18 protein-coding genes and 1 tRNA gene are annotated in these 19193 nt (G+C 64.3%); 7 read left to right on the forward strand and 12 right to left on the reverse strand.

The features are described 5' to 3' along the window. Window positions 1–332: 332 nt before the first annotated feature. The gene (locus A9G05_RS18220) at window positions 333–518 is read left to right on the forward strand and encodes a carbon storage regulator (RefSeq protein ID WP_044401837.1); all 186 of its coding nucleotides are present in this window, start codon (window positions 333–335) and stop codon (window positions 516–518) included. Between the two features lie 4 nt (window positions 519–522). On the opposite strand, the gene A9G05_RS18225 is transcribed toward A9G05_RS18220, so the two are convergent. Both A9G05_RS18225 and A9G05_RS18230 read right to left on the reverse strand, forming a co-directional pair. Then, window positions 523–1155 carry a response regulator transcription factor gene (locus tag A9G05_RS18225; RefSeq protein ID WP_069562317.1) on the reverse strand — a complete coding sequence of 211 codons (633 nt, stop codon included), beginning with the start codon at window positions 1153–1155 and terminating at the stop codon, window positions 523–525. Window positions 1156–1180: 25 nt separating this feature from the next. Continuing rightward, window positions 1181–3433, reverse strand: coding sequence for a PAS domain S-box protein (locus A9G05_RS18230; protein WP_069562318.1), 2253 nt, complete (start codon window positions 3431–3433; stop codon window positions 1181–1183). 232 nt (window positions 3434–3665) lie between these two features. On the opposite strand from A9G05_RS18230, the gene A9G05_RS18235 reads away from it, so the two are divergent. Further along, entirely contained in the window at window positions 3666–5288 is a 1623-nt protein-coding gene (locus tag A9G05_RS18235) for an acyl-CoA synthetase (protein WP_069562319.1), read from the forward strand. A 69-nt stretch (window positions 5289–5357) separates the two neighbouring features. Further along, window positions 5358–7127 (forward strand): acyl-CoA dehydrogenase C-terminal domain-containing protein, encoded by a 1770-nt coding sequence (locus tag A9G05_RS18240; protein ID WP_069562320.1) that lies wholly within the window; start codon window positions 5358–5360, stop codon window positions 7125–7127. A gap of 133 nt (window positions 7128–7260) precedes the next feature. Here A9G05_RS18240 and A9G05_RS18245 read toward each other — a convergent pair whose 3' ends face one another. Next, window positions 7261–7662 carry a hypothetical protein gene (locus A9G05_RS18245; RefSeq protein WP_069562321.1) on the reverse strand — a complete coding sequence of 134 codons (402 nt, stop codon included), beginning with the start codon at window positions 7660–7662 and terminating at the stop codon, window positions 7261–7263. Between the two features lie 334 nt (window positions 7663–7996). Here A9G05_RS18245 and A9G05_RS18250 point away from each other — a divergent pair, with 334 nt between their 5' ends. Together A9G05_RS18250 and feaR are read left to right on the forward strand one after the other, a co-directional pair. Further along, window positions 7997–9397, forward strand: a complete 1401-nt coding sequence (locus tag A9G05_RS18250) for an APC family permease (RefSeq protein WP_218187202.1) — start codon at window positions 7997–7999, stop codon at window positions 9395–9397. Window positions 9398–9428: 31 nt separating this feature from the next. After that, window positions 9429–10367: a transcriptional regulator FeaR gene (gene feaR, locus A9G05_RS18255; RefSeq protein ID WP_069562323.1), complete on the forward strand. Its 939-nt coding sequence runs from the start codon at window positions 9429–9431 to the stop codon at window positions 10365–10367. A gap of 42 nt (window positions 10368–10409) precedes the next feature. On the opposite strand, the gene A9G05_RS18260 is transcribed toward feaR, so the two are convergent. The 4 genes from A9G05_RS18260 to A9G05_RS18275 all read right to left on the reverse strand — a co-directional run bounded on the left by A9G05_RS18260 (window position 10410) and on the right by A9G05_RS18275 (window position 14941). Next, window positions 10410–11237, reverse strand: coding sequence for a phytanoyl-CoA dioxygenase family protein (locus A9G05_RS18260; RefSeq protein ID WP_069562324.1), 828 nt, complete (start codon window positions 11235–11237; stop codon window positions 10410–10412). Between the two features lie 25 nt (window positions 11238–11262). Further along, a complete protein-coding gene (locus A9G05_RS18265; protein WP_069562325.1) occupies window positions 11263–12648 on the reverse strand; it encodes an amino acid permease in 1386 nt (461 codons plus the stop codon). 91 nt (window positions 12649–12739) lie between these two features. Then, entirely contained in the window at window positions 12740–14212 is a 1473-nt protein-coding gene (locus A9G05_RS18270; RefSeq protein WP_069562326.1) for an aldehyde dehydrogenase family protein, read from the reverse strand. A gap of 222 nt (window positions 14213–14434) precedes the next feature. Further along, entirely contained in the window at window positions 14435–14941 is a 507-nt protein-coding gene (locus A9G05_RS18275) for an MFS transporter (protein ID WP_139131182.1), read from the reverse strand. 569 nt (window positions 14942–15510) lie between these two features. On the opposite strand from A9G05_RS18275, the gene A9G05_RS27690 reads away from it, so the two are divergent. Then, entirely contained in the window at window positions 15511–15648 is a 138-nt protein-coding gene (locus A9G05_RS27690; RefSeq protein ID WP_165676019.1) for a hypothetical protein, read from the forward strand. Window positions 15649–15843: 195 nt separating this feature from the next. Here A9G05_RS27690 and A9G05_RS18285 read toward each other — a convergent pair whose 3' ends face one another. After that, the gene (locus A9G05_RS18285; RefSeq protein ID WP_069562329.1) at window positions 15844–16560 is read right to left on the reverse strand and encodes an SDR family oxidoreductase; all 717 of its coding nucleotides are present in this window, start codon (window positions 16558–16560) and stop codon (window positions 15844–15846) included. 4 nt (window positions 16561–16564) lie between these two features. Next, window positions 16565–17050 (reverse strand): DUF2165 family protein, encoded by a 486-nt coding sequence (locus A9G05_RS18290; protein WP_069562330.1) that lies wholly within the window; start codon window positions 17048–17050, stop codon window positions 16565–16567. Between the two features lie 488 nt (window positions 17051–17538). Between A9G05_RS18290 and A9G05_RS18295 the strand changes: the two genes are divergently transcribed. Next, window positions 17539–18111 carry a plasmid pRiA4b ORF-3 family protein gene (locus tag A9G05_RS18295; protein ID WP_069562331.1) on the forward strand — a complete coding sequence of 191 codons (573 nt, stop codon included), beginning with the start codon at window positions 17539–17541 and terminating at the stop codon, window positions 18109–18111. 281 nt (window positions 18112–18392) lie between these two features. On the opposite strand, the gene A9G05_RS18300 is transcribed toward A9G05_RS18295, so the two are convergent. From A9G05_RS18300 to ihfA, 3 genes are all read right to left on the reverse strand, one after another. Continuing rightward, window positions 18393–18469 (reverse strand) — tRNA-Pro (locus tag A9G05_RS18300). Between the two features lie 84 nt (window positions 18470–18553). Beyond that, on the reverse strand, window positions 18554–18910 hold the full coding sequence (locus A9G05_RS18305; protein WP_044401789.1) for a MerR family transcriptional regulator: 357 nt from the start codon (window positions 18908–18910) through the stop codon (window positions 18554–18556). Further along, a complete protein-coding gene (ihfA, locus tag A9G05_RS18310) occupies window positions 18891–19193 on the reverse strand; it encodes an integration host factor subunit alpha (protein ID WP_044401787.1) in 303 nt (100 codons plus the stop codon). Before ihfA ends, A9G05_RS18305 begins: the two co-directional genes overlap by 20 nt.

The following is a 19193-nucleotide window of genomic DNA, read 5'->3' on the forward strand; positions in this document are numbered from 1 at the left end:
CACCCCCTTTCAGCAATCAACCTGACCAGCAGATCAAACGCCGCGAATCCGCAACCACTCCGGAACCGCACCCCATTTCAAACACTTAACTCATTGATTTTCAAGGAGTTTTCGTTGTCCGCCGTGGGAGTGGTGCGCATTATAGAGACCTCAGCCACGGCGTCAACACCTATTTTCAATCTGCAGTTGAACCATGCTTTTGAGACGGGTTCCGCGTTCCCGAAACTCCACGCCTCACCGGTTGAACCTGGGGCTCTGCGGGGAATCAGATTCTGCTCAAGCCCGTGGCAGACAACCCCGCCACCCGCTGTCCAATTACAAGAGGAAGAGCCGTGCAGGAACTGAACATCAAGGTTGGTGACCATCTCGACCTGGGCGAAGGTGTCGTAGTCCGTGTTGTCGCAGCACAGGGATCGCAGATCAAACTGGGCATCGTCGCGCCCAAGCATGTAGCCGTCCACCGTGAAGAGATCTACAAGCGCATCAACCCGGACCACCGGGTAGCACGCGCCTGCTGAAGCATTACCCCCTCAGCCGCAGCGGATCGACCATCCCTGCGGCGATCGCCATCCCAACCAGGTCCGGCAGGCACTCTGCCCGCATCCGCTTCATCACCCTGGCGCGATAGAGATCGACAGTCTTCACACTAATAGAGAGCTGCTCGGCCACCTCCCGATTGGTGTAGCCCTTCACCAACGGCAGGAACACATCCCGCTCCCGAGGCGTCAGGCTGTCCAAGCGCTCCTGCAGATCCCCCTGACCAAGATTGCGAGCCCGCGCCGAGCGATTCAACGCCTCCTGCACGCTGTCCAGCAGCAACTGCTCGTTGTAGGGCTTCTCGATGAAGTCCTGCGCCCCCGCCTTGAAAGCCCGCACCAAAATCGGCACATCCGCGTGACCACTGACAAAAATCACCGGCAGATCGATCCCCCGCGCCAGCAACTCCTCCTGCACGTTCAGCCCGCCCATCCCTGGCATGCGCACGTCCAGCAACACACAGGCATCCGCCGTTGGGTCGCACGCCTCCAGGAAGGCCTTGCCACTGGTGAACGGCAGCGCCGCCAACCCCACCGACTCCAGCAGCCAGACCGTGGAATCGAGCATCCCCTGGTCGTCATCCACTACATAGACCACCTGGCGGGCGCTTGTCGTCATCCTTACTACTCCATTCTTGTGATTGTCAGTGCAGCGGCAGGCGGCAACGCATGCGCAACCCGCCCTCCTCCATCGGCTCGCCTTCCAGCGAGCCCCCGAACCCCTCGATGATGCTGCGACTCATCGACAGCCCCAGCCCCAGCCCTTCCGGCTGGCTGGTATAGAAAGGCGTGAAGATGCGCTCCAGCGCCACGGCATCGAGCCCCGGCCCCTCGTCGAGCACCTCCACATCAATACCGGCGCCCGGCATCAACCGAGCGCTGATCACCACCCATGAAGCCGCCTGAGGATTCGCCTCATGATTGGCCTCGATGGCATTGCGCAACAGGTTCAACAGCACCTGCTCCAGCAGCACCCGATCCGCGAAGACTGATGGCAGCCCCACGGGCAATCGCTCCTCGATCACCACCTGCGCCGCCCCCGCCTCCCAGGCGCAGAGCCGGACTGCCTCTCGCGCCACCTCCGCCACATCCAGCGCCTGCATGCGACGCTGCCCCTTGCGCAAGAATGCACGCAGCCGCTTGATCACCTCCGACGCGTGCTCCGCATGCTCGGCAATGCGCTCCAGTCCCTGGGCCACCCGCTCAGCCGCCTGGGGGTTGCTGCCCAGGCTTTGCAGATAGCGCTGGCTGGCGCCCACGTAATTCATCACTGCCGCCAACGGCTGGTTGATCTCATGGGCGATACCCGAGGCCAACTCGCCCAGGGTCACCAGGCGTGCCGTATGGGCCAGCTCATCCTGATGGCGACGCTGCTGGGCTTCGCGCAGCTCCCGCTCGCTCATGTCCCGCGCCACCAGCGAGTAATAACGCTCGCCCCCGGCCGCCCGATGCGCCAACAGCACCAGCGAGACCGGCAACGACCCACTGCCATCCAGCGCACAAAGACGCGCCTCTGCGCTCCACACCCCCACGCGCTCGGCCTGTGCCTGCCCCGCCTGCAACCGCGCCAGATCGTCAGTCGAGAACAACGCCGCCAGCGACGGCAACCCCAGCCCTTCCCCCAACCCCAGCGCACGACAGGCAGCCGGATTGAGGTCCGTGACCTGCCCCAACGCATCGAAGAACAGCACCGGATCGGTATTGGCCTCCACCACCTCGGCCAGGCGGCGCTTGTGCTCCTCGGCCTGTACCCGCGCCGTGATATCCCTGGACACGCTCACCACCTCCACCACCGCCCCCGTATAGGTCTCACGGATCGCCCGGCACGCCGTCTCGAACCACAGGTAATGCCCTGCGCGGTGACGGATTCGGTAGGTCATGGTGTGGTAGCCATCGGTCTCCAATGCATCCCGCGCACGCTGGATCAACGGCATCAGGTCCTGCGCATGGAACAGCCCCTGCGCCAACACCCCGCGCAACTCCTCCGGCCAGAAACCCAACAGCGTCCAGGATGCCGGCGATGCATCAAGGAAGCGCCCTTCCGGCGTGTGCCGGGAAATCAGATCCGTGGTGTTCTCCGTGATCAGCCGATACAGACGCCGCGCCTGCGCCGCCTCGCGCTCGGCCAGCAGCGGCCGGGTCGCATCGCGACAGCGCCCCAGCACCCGCTGGTTCTCGGGGTCGGGCACGAAGGTCCAGAGCAGGATGCGCCCATCACACTGCGCCTCCACCTCCTCAATGGCCCTGCACTGCGCCAGGCACGCCCGCACCAGCGCCACATGATTGACCGGCAGGAAGCGCAGCACCGCACCCGGCGGCTGCTCCGCCAGCACGGCCAACAGCGCCGCGTTCAGTTCCAGCGGAACCCCCTCCGCGTCCAGCAGCAGGCTCGGCTGAGGATCGTGGCCCAGCAATGGCGAAGCCCGCATCAGGCCTGCCGACTGCGCCAGCACCGTCGACAGCAGCTCCTCCACCGTCCCCAGCCACTCCAGCCCCACCCCCGGATGTACCTCCACCAGCAGCAGGCCCGGCTGATCGGCCTCCAGCGCCACGTCGAACACCTGGCCATGGCTGCCCCCCGCACGTCGCAGGCGCCCCGCCAACCAGCAGTCCACGCTGCGCACCGCCGACAGGCTCAGGCGCCCCAGCGCCTTCACTCGCTCGAACAGACGGGCATCGCTTGCCCCCAGCGGGTCCCCCTGCCCTGGCGGCAAGTGCTGCCCGCTCCCCTCGTGGGTGTAGATCCCGGCACCCGCCTGCCACACCAGGTAATAGGCCTGGCGCACCTCCGGGTAACCACGTAGCGCCCGGCATAACGCATCCGCCCGCGCAGACACCGCCACACCCTCGCGTTGCAGGCGCAGCCAAGTGTGCAGACGGACAGGGTTGCGGCTCATGGGACGACAGGCTCCAGGGCAAAAACGGCGACAGCCTAGCAGCGCTCGAAGCCTTGGCCTCTACGCCTTAGGTATAAAACGAAACAATATAGTAGATACACGATACTACTCAGGTATTAATTCCATACCCAATAGGAAACGATATATAAATGACCCCGAACGATCCCGGACCCAGGTCAAAAACGACACGCCCGGGGCACAAGAGCTAACAATCAGCCACCGGGTAATCCGCATGTCGATCTATGAACAGGGCCTCGCCCCTGCTGCCGTGAACCATATCGCCCTCAGCCCGCTGAGCTTCATCGAGCGGACTGCCAGCATCTACCCCCACTACCCCGCCGTCGTCCATGGCGCCATCCGCCGCAACTGGGCAGAGACCTACGCTCGCTGCCGCCGACTGGCCTCGGCGCTGGCCGGGCGCGGCATCGGCAAGGGCGACACCGTCGCCGTGATGCTGCCCAACATCCCGCAGATGCTCGAAGCGCATTTCGGCGTTCCCATGATCGGCGCCGTCCTCAACACCCTCAACGTGCGCCTCGACGCCGAAGCCATCGCCTTCATGCTGCAGCACGGTGAAGCCAAGGTCCTGATCACCGACCGCGAATTCTTCGACGTCATCCACGCCGCCGTCGGCATGCTCGACCACCCGCCTCTGCTGGTGGACGTCAACGACCCCGAATACGGCGAAGGCCAGGCCATCAGCGAACTGGACTACGAAGCACTGCTGGCCGAAGGCGACCCCGAGTTCGCCTGGCAATGGCCGGAAGGTGAATGGCAAGCCATCTCCCTCAACTACACCTCCGGCACCACCGGCAACCCCAAGGGCGTCGTCTACCACCACCGCGGCGCGTTCCTCAACGCCCTCGGCAACCAGATGACCTGGGGCCTCGGCCACCACCCCGTCTACCTCTGGACCCTGCCGATGTTCCACTGCAACGGCTGGTGCTACCCCTGGACCATCACCGCCCTCGCCGGCGTCCACGTCTTCCTGCGTCGGGTCGACCCGCAACGCATCCTCACCCTCATCCGCGACGAGCAGGTCACCCACCTGTGCGGCGCCCCCATCGTCCTCAACGCCCTGGTGAACATGCCGCCGGAAGCCAAGGCCGCCATCGACCACCCGGTGCACGCCATGGTCGCCGGCGCCGCCCCGCCGGCCAAGGTCATCGGCGCCGTCGAGGAGATGGGCATCCGCGTCACCCATGTCTATGGCCTTACCGAGGTCTATGGCCCGGTCACCGTCTGTGCCTGGCACGGCGAATGGGACGAACTGCCCCTGGAGGAACGTGCCCGCATCAAGGCCCGCCAGGGCGTGCGCTACCCCACCCTCGAAGGCGTCATGGTCGCCGACCCCAAGACCCTCGAACCGACCCCGCGCGACGGCGAAACCATTGGCGAGATCTTCCTGCGCGGCAACACCGTCATGAAGGGCTACCTGAAGAACCCCACCGCCACCACCGAAGCCTTCAGCGGCGGCTGGTTCCACACCGGCGACCTCGGCGTCTGGCACCCCGACGGCTACGTCGAGATCAAGGACCGCCTCAAGGACATCATCATCTCCGGCGGCGAGAACATCTCCACCATCGAACTGGAAGGCGTCCTCTACCGCCACCCCGCCGTACTGGAAGCCGCCGTGGTCGCCCGCCCGGACGAGAAGTGGGGCGAAACCCCCTGTGCCTTCGTCACCCTCAAGGCCGACCACCAGTCCGTCCGCGAGAGCGACATCATCGCCTTCTGCCGCGACCACCTCGCCGGCTTCAAGGTCCCGCGCACCGTGGTCTTCACCACCCTGCCGAAAACCTCCACCGGCAAGATCCAGAAGTACGTCCTGCGCGACATGGCCAAGGCCCTCTGAGCCAAACCCCGCGCCCCCCCCGAGAAAGGCCGCCCACCCGGGCGGCCCCGTCACGCCGAGAGAACACCGATGCCCGAGTACAACGCCCCCCTGCGCGACCTGCGCTTCGTCCTGCATGAACTGTTCGAAGCGCCGCGCCTCTGGGCCCGCCTGCCGGCCCTGGCCGAAACCGTGGATAGCGATACCGCCGACGCCATCCTCGAAGAGGCCACCAAAGTCACCGGCGGCCTGATCGCACCGCTCAACCGCAGCGGCGACGAAGAAGGCGCACAGTGGATCGACGGCCAGGTCATCACCCCAGCCGGTTTCAAGGCCGCCTACGCCACCTATATAGAAGGAGGCTGGGTCGGCCTCTCCGGCAACCCGCAATACGGCGGCATGGGCATGCCCAAGATGCTCGCCGTGCAGTTCGAGGAAATGCTCTACGCCGCCAACTCCAGCTTCGCCCTCTACTCCGCCCTCAGCGCCGGCGCCTGCCTCGCCATCGACGCCCACGCCAGCACCGAACTCAAGCAGGCCTACCTGCCCAACCTGTACGCCGGCACCTGGGCCGGCTCCATGTGCCTCACCGAGCCACACGCCGGCACCGACCTCGGCATCATCCGCACCAAGGCCGAACCCCAGGCGGACGGCAGCTACCGCATCACCGGCACCAAGATCTTCATCACTGGCGGCGAGCAGGACCTCACCGAGAACATCATCCACCTCGTCCTCGCCAAACTCCCCGACGCCCCCGCCGGCCCCAAGGGCATCTCCCTGTTCCTCGTGCCCAAGGTCCTGGTGAACGCAGACGGCAGCCTCGTCCAGCCCAACGCACTCTCCTGCGGCTCCATCGAACACAAGATGGGCATCAAGGCCTCCGCCACCTGCGTGATGAACTTCGACGGCGCCACCGGCTACCTCATCGGCGACGCCAACAAAGGCCTCGCTGCCATGTTCACGATGATGAACTACGAGCGCCTCTCCATCGGCATCCAGGGCATCGGCTGCGCCGACGCCTCCTACCAGAGCGCCGTCGCCTACGCCCGCGAACGCCTGCAGAGCCGCGCCCCCACCGGCCCCCAGGCCCAGCACAAGGTGGCCGACCCGATCCTCGTCCACCCCGACGTGCGCCGCATGCTGCTCACCATGAAAGCCCTCACCGAAGGCGGCCGCGCCTTCGCCTGCTACGTCGGCCAGCAACTCGACCTCGCCAAGTTCAGTGACGACGCCGACGAACGCCAAGCAGCCGAAGCCCTGGTCGCCCTGCTCACCCCTGTCGCCAAGGCCTTCTTCACCGACACCGGCCTGGAAAGCACCGTCCACGGCCAGCAGATATTCGGCGGCCACGGCTACATCCGCGAATGGGGCCAGGAGCAACGGGTACGCGACGTCCGCATCGCCCAGATCTACGAAGGCACCAACGGCATCCAGGCCCTCGACCTGCTCGGCCGCAAGGTCGTCGCCAATGGCGGCACCAGCCTGCGCCGCTTCACTGCCGAGATCCGCCGCTACGCCGCGGAAGACGTCCCCCACCGCGCCGCCCTGCTCGACGCCGTCGACCGCCTGGAGCGCACCACCACCCGCGTGCTGGAACAGGCCGCCAGCGACCCCAACGCCATCGGCGCCGCCTCCGTCGACTACCTGCACCTGTTCGGCTACGTCGCCTATGCCTGGCTCTGGTCCCGCATGGCCCGCATCGCCAGCGAGCGCCAACCCCAGGACCCGGCCTTCTACAGCGCCAAGCAGGCCACCGCCACCTTCTACTTCGAACGCCTGCTGCCCCGCACCCTCAGCCTCGAAGCCAGCATCCTCGCCGGCAGCCGCACCCTCTACGGCATCACCGCCGAGCAGTTCTGACCCCTTAGCGTGACGCGGCCCCGTCCTGGGTGTCCGCGTTTTTTATTCAGGCCAGACGCCACCATCGGACTGGTCAGCTGAAAATGGAAACGGGCCCCAAGGGCCCGTCTCCCATTACTCGTTACACGCCGCTTCAGTCTCGAGTGGCACCTCTGAGGTCTTCCAGCACCTCCCTGCTGGATATCGGGATACCTCTCACCGGCAGAGGCTCTTGAAAACGAGCCGATCGCCAGATGCGTCGCTCTCCGCTCCAGGTATGAAGGACCTCGCCACTGTCCCAGTACAGGCGCTCCAGCAACGCCTCAAACTCCTGCAACCATTCCGGATCGTAGATGTAGAACTCCTTGTAGAAAGCTGCGAAATGGATCAGATGTCCGTAATAGCAATGACCGCGGGAGTTCGGCAGAAAACTGAACATGGAGCGGATCAGATAAGCGCCACATTCCGGCAACTGTGAAAGCACTTCACGATTGTGTTGAACCGCTTCGAGCTCACGCGCGAAGCAATGGATGTAGCCCGAAAGAATGCTCGACATACCTTCCCCCCAGATGCTTGAGCGGGAAAAGATACCAACACCCCCTCCGAATAGTCAGCGCGCGTTGAACTGGATTCCCTGGTAGCAACCCGCGCCAAACGAGCAACACCTTTCCCCTCCCCGTGCATGGTTTGGCCATTTCACGACTTCAAACCGAACAAGCTGACGTGCGGCACCCGGCGCAATGGCAGCCGATGGCAAGAATCCGAGGCGCCAGATCACAAGACGCGGACGTATCCAGCAGCCACCCTCCACACCAGGCTTACCTCATAACAACAACGGAGCGGTCATGACTGACACTAGCACTTCCCCGGGCCAATTGCGCCCAAACGCCGTGGGCATCTGGAGCATCGTTTTCTTCGTCATCGCCACCAACGGGCCACTGACAGGCCTGGTCGGCGTGGTGCCCACAGCAATTCTCATGGGCAATGGCATCGGGTTGCCAAATGCCTTTCTTCTCGCAGGGCTGGTCTACCTGCTGTTCAGCGTGGGGTTCGTGGCCATGGGGCGCTACGTAAGGAATGCCGGGGCCTTCTATGCCTATGTTTCCCACGGGCTCGGGCGCCCGGTGGGCTGTGCAGCTGCCTTCCTGGCACTCGCGGGTTACACCGGCCTGCAAATCGCCTGCTACGGGCTGATCGGGTTCTTCGCTGCTGAATCGCTCAATGCCCTTCAAGTGATCACGGTGCAATGGTGGCAGGTTGCGTTGGGTGTCACCCTGCTCGCCCATGTTGCCGGCCAGCGCAACATCGCCTTCAACGGCAAGTTGCTGGGCGGCCTCATGCTCGCCGAGATGGCCGTCATCGCCCTCCTGGACATGGCCATCGTGCTCATGGCGGACAAACCCGAGGGCTTCACGATGGCGCCCTTCACGCCTGAGCAGGTCTTTACCCCGGGCCTGGGGGCAGCATTCGTATTCGTCGCCGGCGCCTTCATGGGCTTCGAGACCACGGCGATCTACGCCGAGGAGGCACGCAACCCGCAGCGCTCCGTGCCCATAGCCACCTACGTTTCCGTCTCGCTGATCATGCTGTTCTTCGTGGTCTCCAGCTGGCTGCTGATCGTCACGAACGGGCCGGAAAGGACATTGCAGTTGCTTGCGCAGAACCCTGGCGGAATCTGGCTAGACCTGGCCGACCAATTGGTCGGCGCCTGGCTGAGCCACCTCATCACCCTGCTGCTGATCACCAGTCTGTTCGCCGTCATCCTCAGCTTCCACAACACGCTATCCCGCTACCTGTTCGCTCTCGGCAGGGAGGGCGTCCTCTGGCGTGCATTCGCCAAGACCCACCCTCATCAGGACACGCCCTACGTCGCCAGCACCGTGCAGACCGGCTCCGCCATCGCCATCCTGCTGCTCTGCGCGCTCGCCGATGCAGATCCGATGACACAGGTGCTGCCACTGGGCAGCGCACCAGCCTCCATTGGCGTGCTGGCCTTACAGGTACTGACCTGCGTTGCCGTGGTCGCCTTCTTCGCGCGAGCCAAGCGCCATACCTCGCCCTGGCAGCGCCTTGTCGCTCCATTGGCATCTATTGCCGGCCTGCTCACCGGACTGGTGGTGATCATCCAGCACATGGAGATGCTTACCGGCAGTTCGTCACCAGCCCTCAACGCCGCTATTCCCTGTGGGATGCTGCTGGTCGGTCTGGCCGGGCTGGCCGTGGCCTATCGCCTGCGCTGGCGATTCCCTGAGCGCTACGCCAATCTCACCCGGCTACTGGACGAAGCCTGAGCCTCCAGCCCCTCCCGAGGAGCTTGCCTCGATGACAAACTCACCCGACCGCGCCTGGGAGCAGGCGCTCCAGGATTCCTGCGGCCCCTTCCAGGTGGCCTGGCGTAGGCCGTATGCCCGAGGCATCGGGTACATACGCGGGCGTGCTACCCAGGGCATCGGCGTTCATGACATCCACACCGACGCCGGCTCCATTCACAAGCAGCGGCAGTCAGTGGACTGGGCCGACGACCCGCACTGCTTCCTCGTGCTGCAGCAACGCGGCGGCTGCCACATGAACCTCCAGGCCCAACGGCTGGAGCTCCAGCCCGGCAGCCTGGTGCTGATGGACCCAGCCGGTGACTGCAGCATCGAACCTGCTGGGCTCATCCAGCACCTGTCCACAACCCTGGATCGCCAGTTGGTCACCCAAGCATTGCGACACACACGGCATTACTCCGGCCGCCTCTACACCGAAAGCACCACAGGCCGGGCACTACTGAGATGGATACAACTGCTCGCCACCCCAGAGCACAACGGGTTCGGACAGGAAGAAGGCCTTGCTATCCAGGAGTCGCTCATCGCCCTTCTGACCCCGTGCCTGAAGGGCGATACGACGGATACGAAGGGCGCCGTGCTGCTGGCTGAACCCACACTCCGACTCCATGCCGAATCCCTGGTCAAAGAGTTCATCCAGCTCCCCGAGCTCTGCCCGGCCTTCATCGCCCAGCGACTCGGTGTTTCCCAGCGCAGCCTCTATCGCACCTTTGAACAGGGCGGCAGCAGCCTCTGCGAGATGATCAAGGCCACCCGCATCGCACGGAGTGCTGATGACCTAGCCAACCCACGGCAAGCCCACCAGAGCATCACCAGCATTTCGATGCGCTGGGGCTTTTCCGACGCGGCCTACTTCTGCCGCGTCTTCAAGCAGCACTTCGGCATGAGTCCCAGTGAATACCGCCGCAATGCCATCGCCCCGTCAGTACCCTGAGGCCGTGCCTGGCCAGTCCCACTAGCCAACTGCGTCCCCCTATCACCCCCTCGGCCACACCACCGGAAACAACCGGTGCACCATCGGCGCGCCGGGCGGTAGTTCGTCGGCGAGGCCGGGGAACTCCGGGGAGGTTTTCCAGGGTCGGGGGGCATGGACCATGTCTTCGCCGAGAAAACGCAGGGAAAAGGCGCGGCGCCGATGCGGGCCGTCGACGCCGCCGGAGGCGTGCAGGGTGAGCATGTGGAAGAACACCGCATCGCCCGGTTCCAGGGCCCAGCCGATGATGGGCCAGCGGCTGCGATCGGCCTCGATGTCCGGCAGGTCCGCCAGGCTGCCCTCGGGGAACCAGCGGGCCTGGTTGTCGAGGAAGGTGCGCGGCATCAGCCAGGGGCCCAGGTGGGAGCCGGCGATGAACTCCAGGGTGGAGGCCCGCGCCACCGGGTCCACCGGCATCCACATGCTGCAGTTCTGCCGGCCTTCGACGTTGTAGTAGGGCTGGTCCTGGTGCCAGGGGGTGGGCTGGCGGGTGTTGGGCTCCTTCACCAGCAGGTGGTCGTGATAGAGCCGGGCCGTGGAGCTGCCCATCAACTGCGCGACGACCGAGCCCACGCGGCTCTCGAAGATGAACTGGCAGTAGGCATCGAATTCCCGCCAGTTGCAGAAGTCCTCGAAGAACCATCCGGGGTCGTCAGGCCGGCTGGCCACCTTGGCCCGCGCGCTGGGGTTGGCGAGGTTGTGCTCGATGCCCAGCTCCAGCAGCGCCACCTCGTCCGGGGTGAACAACTGGCGGATGCAGACCGCACCGTCGCGCTGGAAATCCTCGATCAGTTCGGCAGTCAGTTCGAATTCGTAGGCGTGTCGGCTCATGGCGTTCTCCTTTGCATTGATCCGTTCAGGAAGGCTCGGGCTCGCCCGGTACGTCCTCGCCCGGCCGCACCCACAAACCGTAGGCGAGGCTGAGCAGCACGAGCCAGGCGGCGCCGATGCCGAGGGCGGTGCGGGTGTCGGGGAAGCTCGCCATCACGGCGAAGATGAACAGCATGAAGGCGATCGCCAGGTACTGGCCCCAGGGCCAGAACGGCACCGGGAAGTGCAGCGCCACCACCTCTTCGGCATCCAGTGTGCGGCGCATGGCCACTTGGGCCATGAGAATCATCAGCCACACCCAGACCACGGCAAAGGTGACCAGGGAGGCGAACAGCAGGAACAGCTCATGGGGCAGCAGGTAGTTGAGCAGCACGCCCAGCAGCAGCGCCAGGGTCATCACCAGCACCGTCATCCAGGGCACTCCGGCCGCCGAGAGCCGTGCAAAGGCCGCCGGTGCCTGGCCATTGCCCGCCATGCCGTAGAGCATGCGGCCGGTGCAGAAGATGTCGCTGTTGATGGCGGAGATGGCGGCCGAGATCACAACCAGGTTGAGCAGGCTGGCAGCCGAGTTGATGCCCAGCCCGCTGAATATCTGCACGAAGGGGCTGCCCTGGGTGCCAATTCGCGACCAGGGCCAGATGACCATGAGGATGAGCAAGGTGAGCACGTAGAACAGCAGGATGCGCAGAGGCACTGAGTTGATGGCCTTGGGAATCATCCGCTGCGGGTCCCTGGCTTCGCCGGCGGTGATACCGATCACCTCGATGCCGCCGAAGGCGAAGATGACGATGGTGAAGGAAGCCACCATGCCACTGAGCCCATTGGGGAAGAAACCACCATGGTTCCAGAGGTTGGCCAAGCCCATTACCTCACCATCGCCGCCCAGGCGGTAGCCGGTCGCCAACACACCAACACCGGCGAGGATCATGGCGACGATGGCCACCACCTTGAGCAACGACAGCCAGAACTCCAGTTCGCCGAAAAACCGCACGCGGCAGAGGTTGAGGCCGGCGATGACGAAGACGATGCCAAGCACCCAGATCCAGCGCGGCGTATCCGGGAACCACAGGCCCATGTAGATCCCGAAGGCGGTCACGTCCGCCAGGCACACCATCAGCATCGAGAAAGCATAGGTCCACCCGGTGAGAAAGCCCCAGTAACGCCCCAGGTACCGGCTGGCGTAGTGGCCGAAGGAGCCGGCCACCGGGGTGCGCACTGCCATCTCGCCCAGGGCGCGCATCATCAGATAGATGGCCGCCCCGGCGATGAGGTAGGCCAGCAGCACCGATGGACCGGCGCGCTGGATAGCGGCGGCCGAGCCGTAGAACAGGCCGGTACCGATGGCCGAACCCAGTGCCATGAAACGAATGTGCCGGGCGGTCAGGCCACGGCGCAGGGTGGAGTGCTCCATTTGCGTCGCCTCTCTTGTTGTTGTGATCGCTACACACCCGGGCCGCCATTGACGACTCCGTGCACGCAGGGCGTGCCGGCTCCCGACCGGCCTAGGACTGGCGCCACCTCCAGGGCTGCGCCCCCACGAAACGGGTCACCTGCTTGGGTGCCAGGTAGTTCTGCAGGCCCCAGGGGCCGCGCTGGCGACCATTGCCACTGAGCCGGTTACCGCCCCAGGGCGCCTGGATGAAGCCGGCATGGGCGCAGTTGAGCCAGACCACCCCGGCCCGCAGCCGCTGGCTCATCCAGTCCGCGCGAGCGGGGTCACCCGTGACGACCGCCGCCGCCAGCCCGTAGATGGTGTCGTTGGCCAGGGCCAGTGCCTCCTCCTCGTTGCGGAAGCGCTTCACACTCAACACCGGCCCCAGGCATTCGTGCCGCCACAGCGGGCTGGCCACATCCGGCTCGGCGAACACCGCCGGCTGGATGAAATAGCCACGCCCCAGGAGCGAGGGGCGCAGGCCGCCGTAGAGCAGGCGAGCGTCCTGCTGGCCCTGGGCAATGAGGCTGATCATCCGGTGCAGATGACGAAGCCCGGCCAAGGGCCCGATCTGCACGCCCGGCTCCATCCCCGGCCCCACACGCAGGGCCTGGGTGCGGGCCACCAGGCATTCCAGCAGCGGCTCGAACAGCGCCTCCTGCACCAGCAGCCGCGACAGTGCGCTGCTGGTCTGCCCCTGGTTCCAGAACGCGCCGTACAGGGCCCACTCCACGGCCGTCTCGATGTCGGCGTCGTCGAACACGATGAGCGAGGACTTGCCGCCCAGCTCCAGGCTCACCGGCTTGATGTCCGGCGCCGCACTGGCCATCACCTGGGCGCCGTTGGCCAGGCTGCCCGCGAATGTCACCTTGTCCACTTCCGGGTGCTGCACCAGTACGGGTCCCAACTCCGCGCCGTAACCCAGCAGTACGTTGAGCACGCCGGAAGGCAGCCCGGCCAGATCGGCTGAACGCGCCAGCTCCAGGGTGGAGAGCGGCGTCAGCGAGGACGGCTTGATCACGCAGGTTGCCCCTGCCGCCAGCGCCGGTGCCACGCACCAGGCCGCTGCCAACAGCGGGAAGGTGAAGGGGGTGAACAGCGCCACGACGCCTACCGGTTCGTGCATCACGCGGCACTCGAAACGTGGGTCGTCGATCTCCAGCGCCAAGCCCTGGCGCTCATCCAGCGCCCGCGCCAGGCCCGCGTAATAGCGGAAGCAGGCGGTGGCATCGACCACGTCCTGCAAGGCATCCGGGTAGGGCTTGCCGTGGTCCTGCACCTCCAGCAGGGCCAAGGCCTCGGCACGGGCAGCCAGGTCGTCGGCAATGCCGTCCAGCAGGGCGCCACGCTCGCGCCCGCTGGTGAAACGCCAGCGGCTGTCGAAGGCCCGCCGTGCGGCACATACGGCCTGGTCCACTTCTCGCGGGCCAGCCATCACCAGCGTCTGGATCGGTGCCTCCGTGGCCGGGTCCACGCTGGTGAAACGGCGGCAGGCAGCCGGAGCCAGCCAGCGGCCATCGATGTAGAGCATTCCCGTACCCATGGTTCTCCCTCGTCAATGCCGCCCATCCAGGGTGGCATACAAACCGCTGCACATATGCCACACCAGACCTGCACCTCTGGCGACGCTACCCCGCCGGCCCTATCGCCACCGTGCCGAGCGGCGAGGCGCAACACATCAAGGTCGCACCATTGCCAATGCCGCCGCGCGACGCGAGCCCATCACCCCGAGCGCCAGGCTGGCCACCAGCACCGGCACGACAATTCACAGGAAGAACCCCTGCAGGCTGCCCGTCCAGACGAACAGCCAAGCCCCCAGCATCGACCCGACGATGGACCCGGCCCGGCAGGCGGACAGCGCCCAGCTCACCCCCGTCACCCGCGCGCTGACCGAGTACAGGGGGGCGGCGACGATGCTCAGGTTGGCCAGCAGCCCGCTGAGCCCGAAGCCGGCGATGAACACCATCGCCATCAATTGCGTCGCGCTGCCCAGTTGGGTGCCGATCAGCCCCAGCGCCACGGCCGAGAACGCTGCCTGCAGCGGCAGCACCCAGCGTGGTCCTACCCGGTCCAGCAGCAGTGCCATGACGATGCTGCCCAGCACCCCGCCCATGGGAATCATCGACGCCACGTGAGCCGACTCGCTCGGTCCGTAGCCGCTGGAGCGCAGGATGGTGGGAAGCCAGTTGGTCAGCAGGTAGAACACGAACAAGCCGCAGAAGAAGGTCAGCCACAGCATCAATGTGCGCAGCGCCTGGCCCTCCTCGAACAAGGTGGAGACCGGCGAGCTCGGTTGTTCGGGCAGATCTCCTATCAGGTGAGCCGGGCACGGCAAGGGACACACTAACAACGCACGCGCACACAGCGGTACGACTTGGACAGTAGCCAGCTTCGGGCACCGCTGTAAGCCTTGCCTCGGCAGACCACACCGCGTTTCGCGCTAAGGCCACCAAAGGCGCACAGCAAGGCGCCGCCCCGTGCAAAGTGGGAATGGGGAGGACAATCGGAGCTGTAGAACCCGGTGCTGCCATGGCGCGGTAGGCACTGCATAGGTGTCGGGGCCGCAGGGCCGGATACCGGGAGTCGCCAACCCCTCCATCAGCCCATTGAGGAACAACCCCAGCAGTTGCACCTGGCTGGTGACTCTCAGGCTCTCGTGCTCGTGCAGGAACACCAACTGCTGATCCGGCGGCACCACTTCCATAAGCTACGTAGCCCAGCACGCAGCTGCGGCTCGTCAGCGGGGCGGGTGAGATCGATCACTTCCGCTAACAAGGGAAAGGACGGAACGGCTGCCTTCGTGCTTGAAATGCTGAGGCTCCGCGCCGACAAGAGCCTCATGTGGAAAGCACCCTCAACGAAGGCGATGCAGTCATCGTGGATTGCAGCATGAAAGTTTTTGCTGGAGACGGTGTCTACCTCGTCGCCTGGACCAACCGCACCGTCATGCGTCGTCTGCTTTTGGCAGGGAGTGAGTAACTGAAGCGCATCGCAGACAACACCAGGCACACGCCGAGGGCCAGGGCACTCGGGGACGTGATGGTGCACACCAAAGCCCTGGTGAACATGCGGCTGTAAGCGCTCTGAGCAAGACAACCTGGCCGGTAGGGTGGGCTTCAGCCCACCGGCAGCCATCGAACATCCGCCCGTGCCCCTCCAGCACCAGTACTCAGCTCAAAAACGTCCGTCCTCGATTGCCGGCAAGATCAGTTCCCGCACGAAGGAAGCCGCTGACAGCCGCAGCAGCGCGTTGACCATGGTGACCACATCGTGCACAGGCACTAGTTGCCCCTCCCCTCGCGCGGCCGCCTCTTCCATTGGCACAACCAGTGGGTCGTCAGTGTTCAGGTAACCCAACTGCAGCACCGTCACCGCCAGCCGCTGGTCGCGAAAGCCCTCGCGCAACGCATCGGCCATCCCGTTCAACGCGAACTTGGAGGCACCGAACGCTACCTCGGGCCGCCCGCTGCGGTGCAGGGCGGAGGTGGAGCCGGTGAGGATAAGCTGTGGCCTGGCAGAGCCGAGCAACCTTGGCACCAGGCGCTTGAGCAACAACAGCGTGGCGGTGATGTTCACTTCCACCAACCTCGCGAGCGTCTCATCGCTGTCGCTTAGAAAGTCGTACCCCTCGCTGAAGGCCTGTGGCTCCCAGATGCCGACGTTGCAGATCAACACATCGAGCTCCGCCGGTGCCTGAGCCTCAATAGGCACTACAGCAACCTTCGGCTCGGCCAGATCAGCCTCGATCCACTGGATGTCGACACCCGCGGCGACCGCCAGCCGCTCTGGCCGACTGCGCGACACGCCCACTATCCGGTCCCCCGCCTTGCCCAGCCCCTCCACCAATGCACGACCCAGGCCCCTGCTAGCGCCTATCACCATCATCTTCATAAGGTCAGCTCCAGCGCAGATTGAGCACGAGGAAGTTCAGCAATACCCAGATCACCAGCATCAGGTGCGTCAATTGCAGGCCCTCCTGGCGTATCCAGTAGGCGAACCAAAGCCCACCCAGCAGCATGGCGAAGAGCGACGCCAAGGCCATGCTCAGCGCCAGGTTCAACCAGGGTCGAGCGGCCTCCAGGCCACCGCCGAGCAATAGGAGATAGCACCCCAACCACACGGCGAGAACGGCTACCCCCTGCAGCCCCACAATCACCCCCAGCGCTAGGCGATGCAGCTTCGGCGAAACCAACGCCCGACTGAGCAAGGGGGTGTCGACCACCGGCGGCTGCCTCAAGGGCACCATCGACAGCGTCGCCCCGACCGCCTTCACCGAGCAGGCGAAACCGTGCAGGTTGTTGATCAGGGCAATGCTCAACCACAGCGCAACCCCAAGGAAGCACGTGGTTTGAAAGATCATCAATGAAGTCTGGGTGTCCATTCCGGGTCCTTGTAGGTTGCAAAAGACGCTTGCCGCACTCTGGGTGGCAGGCAAGAACAGGCAGGACGATAAAACCTCAAGTTAAGTTGAGGTCAAGAGCGAGCGAACAGGGAAAGTAGACCCGCCGGAGGTCCGACGAGCTATACGGCACATGGGGTGGGCTTCAGCCCAACAACAGCCATCAAACAGCCGCATACGCTCCTCAAGCACAAGCACCCAGCTCAAAGCGAACACCCCCAGGTTGCCCAACAGGACCCGTTCCCACACGAAGGACGCCGCCGACAGCCGTAGCAACGCGTCACCCCATCGCCCGGTATCAATCCCCCTCGCCTCGCATCCGAATGTGCAGGCCTTGCTTCCCAGAAAACCTTGCTTAAGCCCGTAGCCTGGTCGACATTCCCTAGTCTGCAATCAAGAGCGGCTCCCTGACGAGCCTCGGAACACGTACGGACAGCTCCTGCTCAAAGCCAGGGCAACAGGAAGAATGAATGGCAGCGACTCCATCGATGTATGTGCTGCATGTTCAGTTGGCTCCCCTGATGGTGCTTCCACCCGTCTGGCGGCGGCTGGCGGTAACGGGGGATTGTTCGCTGCGACGGCTGCACCACTTCATCCAGGCAGCATTCGGCTGGGAGAGCCGCCATCTGCATGAGTTCGCCAATGGCATCGACCACTACCTGCCACCTGACCCAGACATAGGACTGCCGGAAGCCGGAACAGCGGACGATCGCCGAGTGAAGGTGCGGCGTGCGCTTAAACCAGGGGACCGGATGCAGTACATCTACGACTTCGGGGATGAATGGCTGCATGTGATCGCAGTGGAATCTGTCCGGCCGTGCAAGGATACGGGGGCCTGGTGCGAGCTGCTGGACGGAGCCGGCGCATGTCCGCCGGAGGACGTAGGCGGGCCACATGGGTACATGGCGTTCTTGCAGAGCATCCACTCCCCCACCAGCCCTGCTGGTCGGGAGGCACTGGAGTGGGCGGGTGGCTCGTTCGATCCGGAGCTGTTCGATCTCCGGGCTGCGAAAGCAGCCGTGCAGCGGGTTTGTAATAATTAGTGGGGGTGATATTCGATCAAGCCGATGCAGCTGGGCTTGGGCTTATCTACAGAAGGCCATATAGATCCATCCACAGCGAAGACACAGGAGTCGTCGTGGCCGGCCGTATTAACCGGCCCCTGTACTTGATCTACCACACATGGGCTTACTTATCGTTAGCAGCGGACTTCACTAGCGCGAAGAGTTCTGCAGCGCTACCTGTAATGCAAAGCTCCCTTGGTACAACAGACCAAACAAACGAAAAAGGCCCAAGTCTTTCGACTTGGGCCTTTCTCTAAATATGGTCGGGACGGAGTGATTCGAACACTCGACCCCTTGCACCCCATGCAAGTGCGCTACCAGGCTGCGCTACGCCCCGACATTTGTTGCTAGCTCCGTTACCGGAACGACGCGAACTATACTTTAAGCTTTTGAATTGTGGAAGGTTTTTTTTGGATTTTTTTCACTTGCGCAGTACGACGAGGACGTCTTCAAGCTCGGCAATCATCTGCCGTATCAGCTGCTTGTACTGGGTAGTGTCATCCTTGGCTTCGTCACCGGAGAGACGCTGACGCGCTCCGCCGATGGTAAAGCCCTGATCGTACAACAGCGCCCGAATCTGCCGAATCATCAGCACATCCTGGCGCTGGTAGTAGCGGCGGTTACCCCGCCGCTTGACTGGGTTGAGCTGGGGGAATTCCTGCTCCCAGTAACGCAGCACATGGGGCTTGACTGCACAGAGCTCGCTGACCTCGCCAATGGTGAAATAACGCTTGCCAGGAATAGGTGGCAGTTCGTCGTTATGACTTGGTTCCAGCATAAGCTTCAACTCTGGCTTTCAGTTTTTGGCCCGGACGGAACGTCACGACACGGCGTGCCGTGATCGGAATTTCCTCGCCTGTCTTCGGATTGCGTCCGGGGCGCTGGCGTTTGTCGCGCAGGTCAAAGTTGCCGAAACCGGACAACTTCACCTGTTCGTTCTGCTCCAGCGCCTGACGGATTTCCTCGAAAAACAGTTCGACCAGTTCCTTGGCTTCCCGTTTGTTCAGGCCAAGCTCTTCATACAGACGTTCAGCCATCTCAGCTTTCGTCAGAGCCCCCAT

Origin of the sequence: Pseudomonas sp. ENNP23 (assembly GCF_001728945.1) — a bacterium.
Lineage (GTDB): Bacteria > Pseudomonadota > Gammaproteobacteria > Pseudomonadales > Pseudomonadaceae > Metapseudomonas > Metapseudomonas otitidis.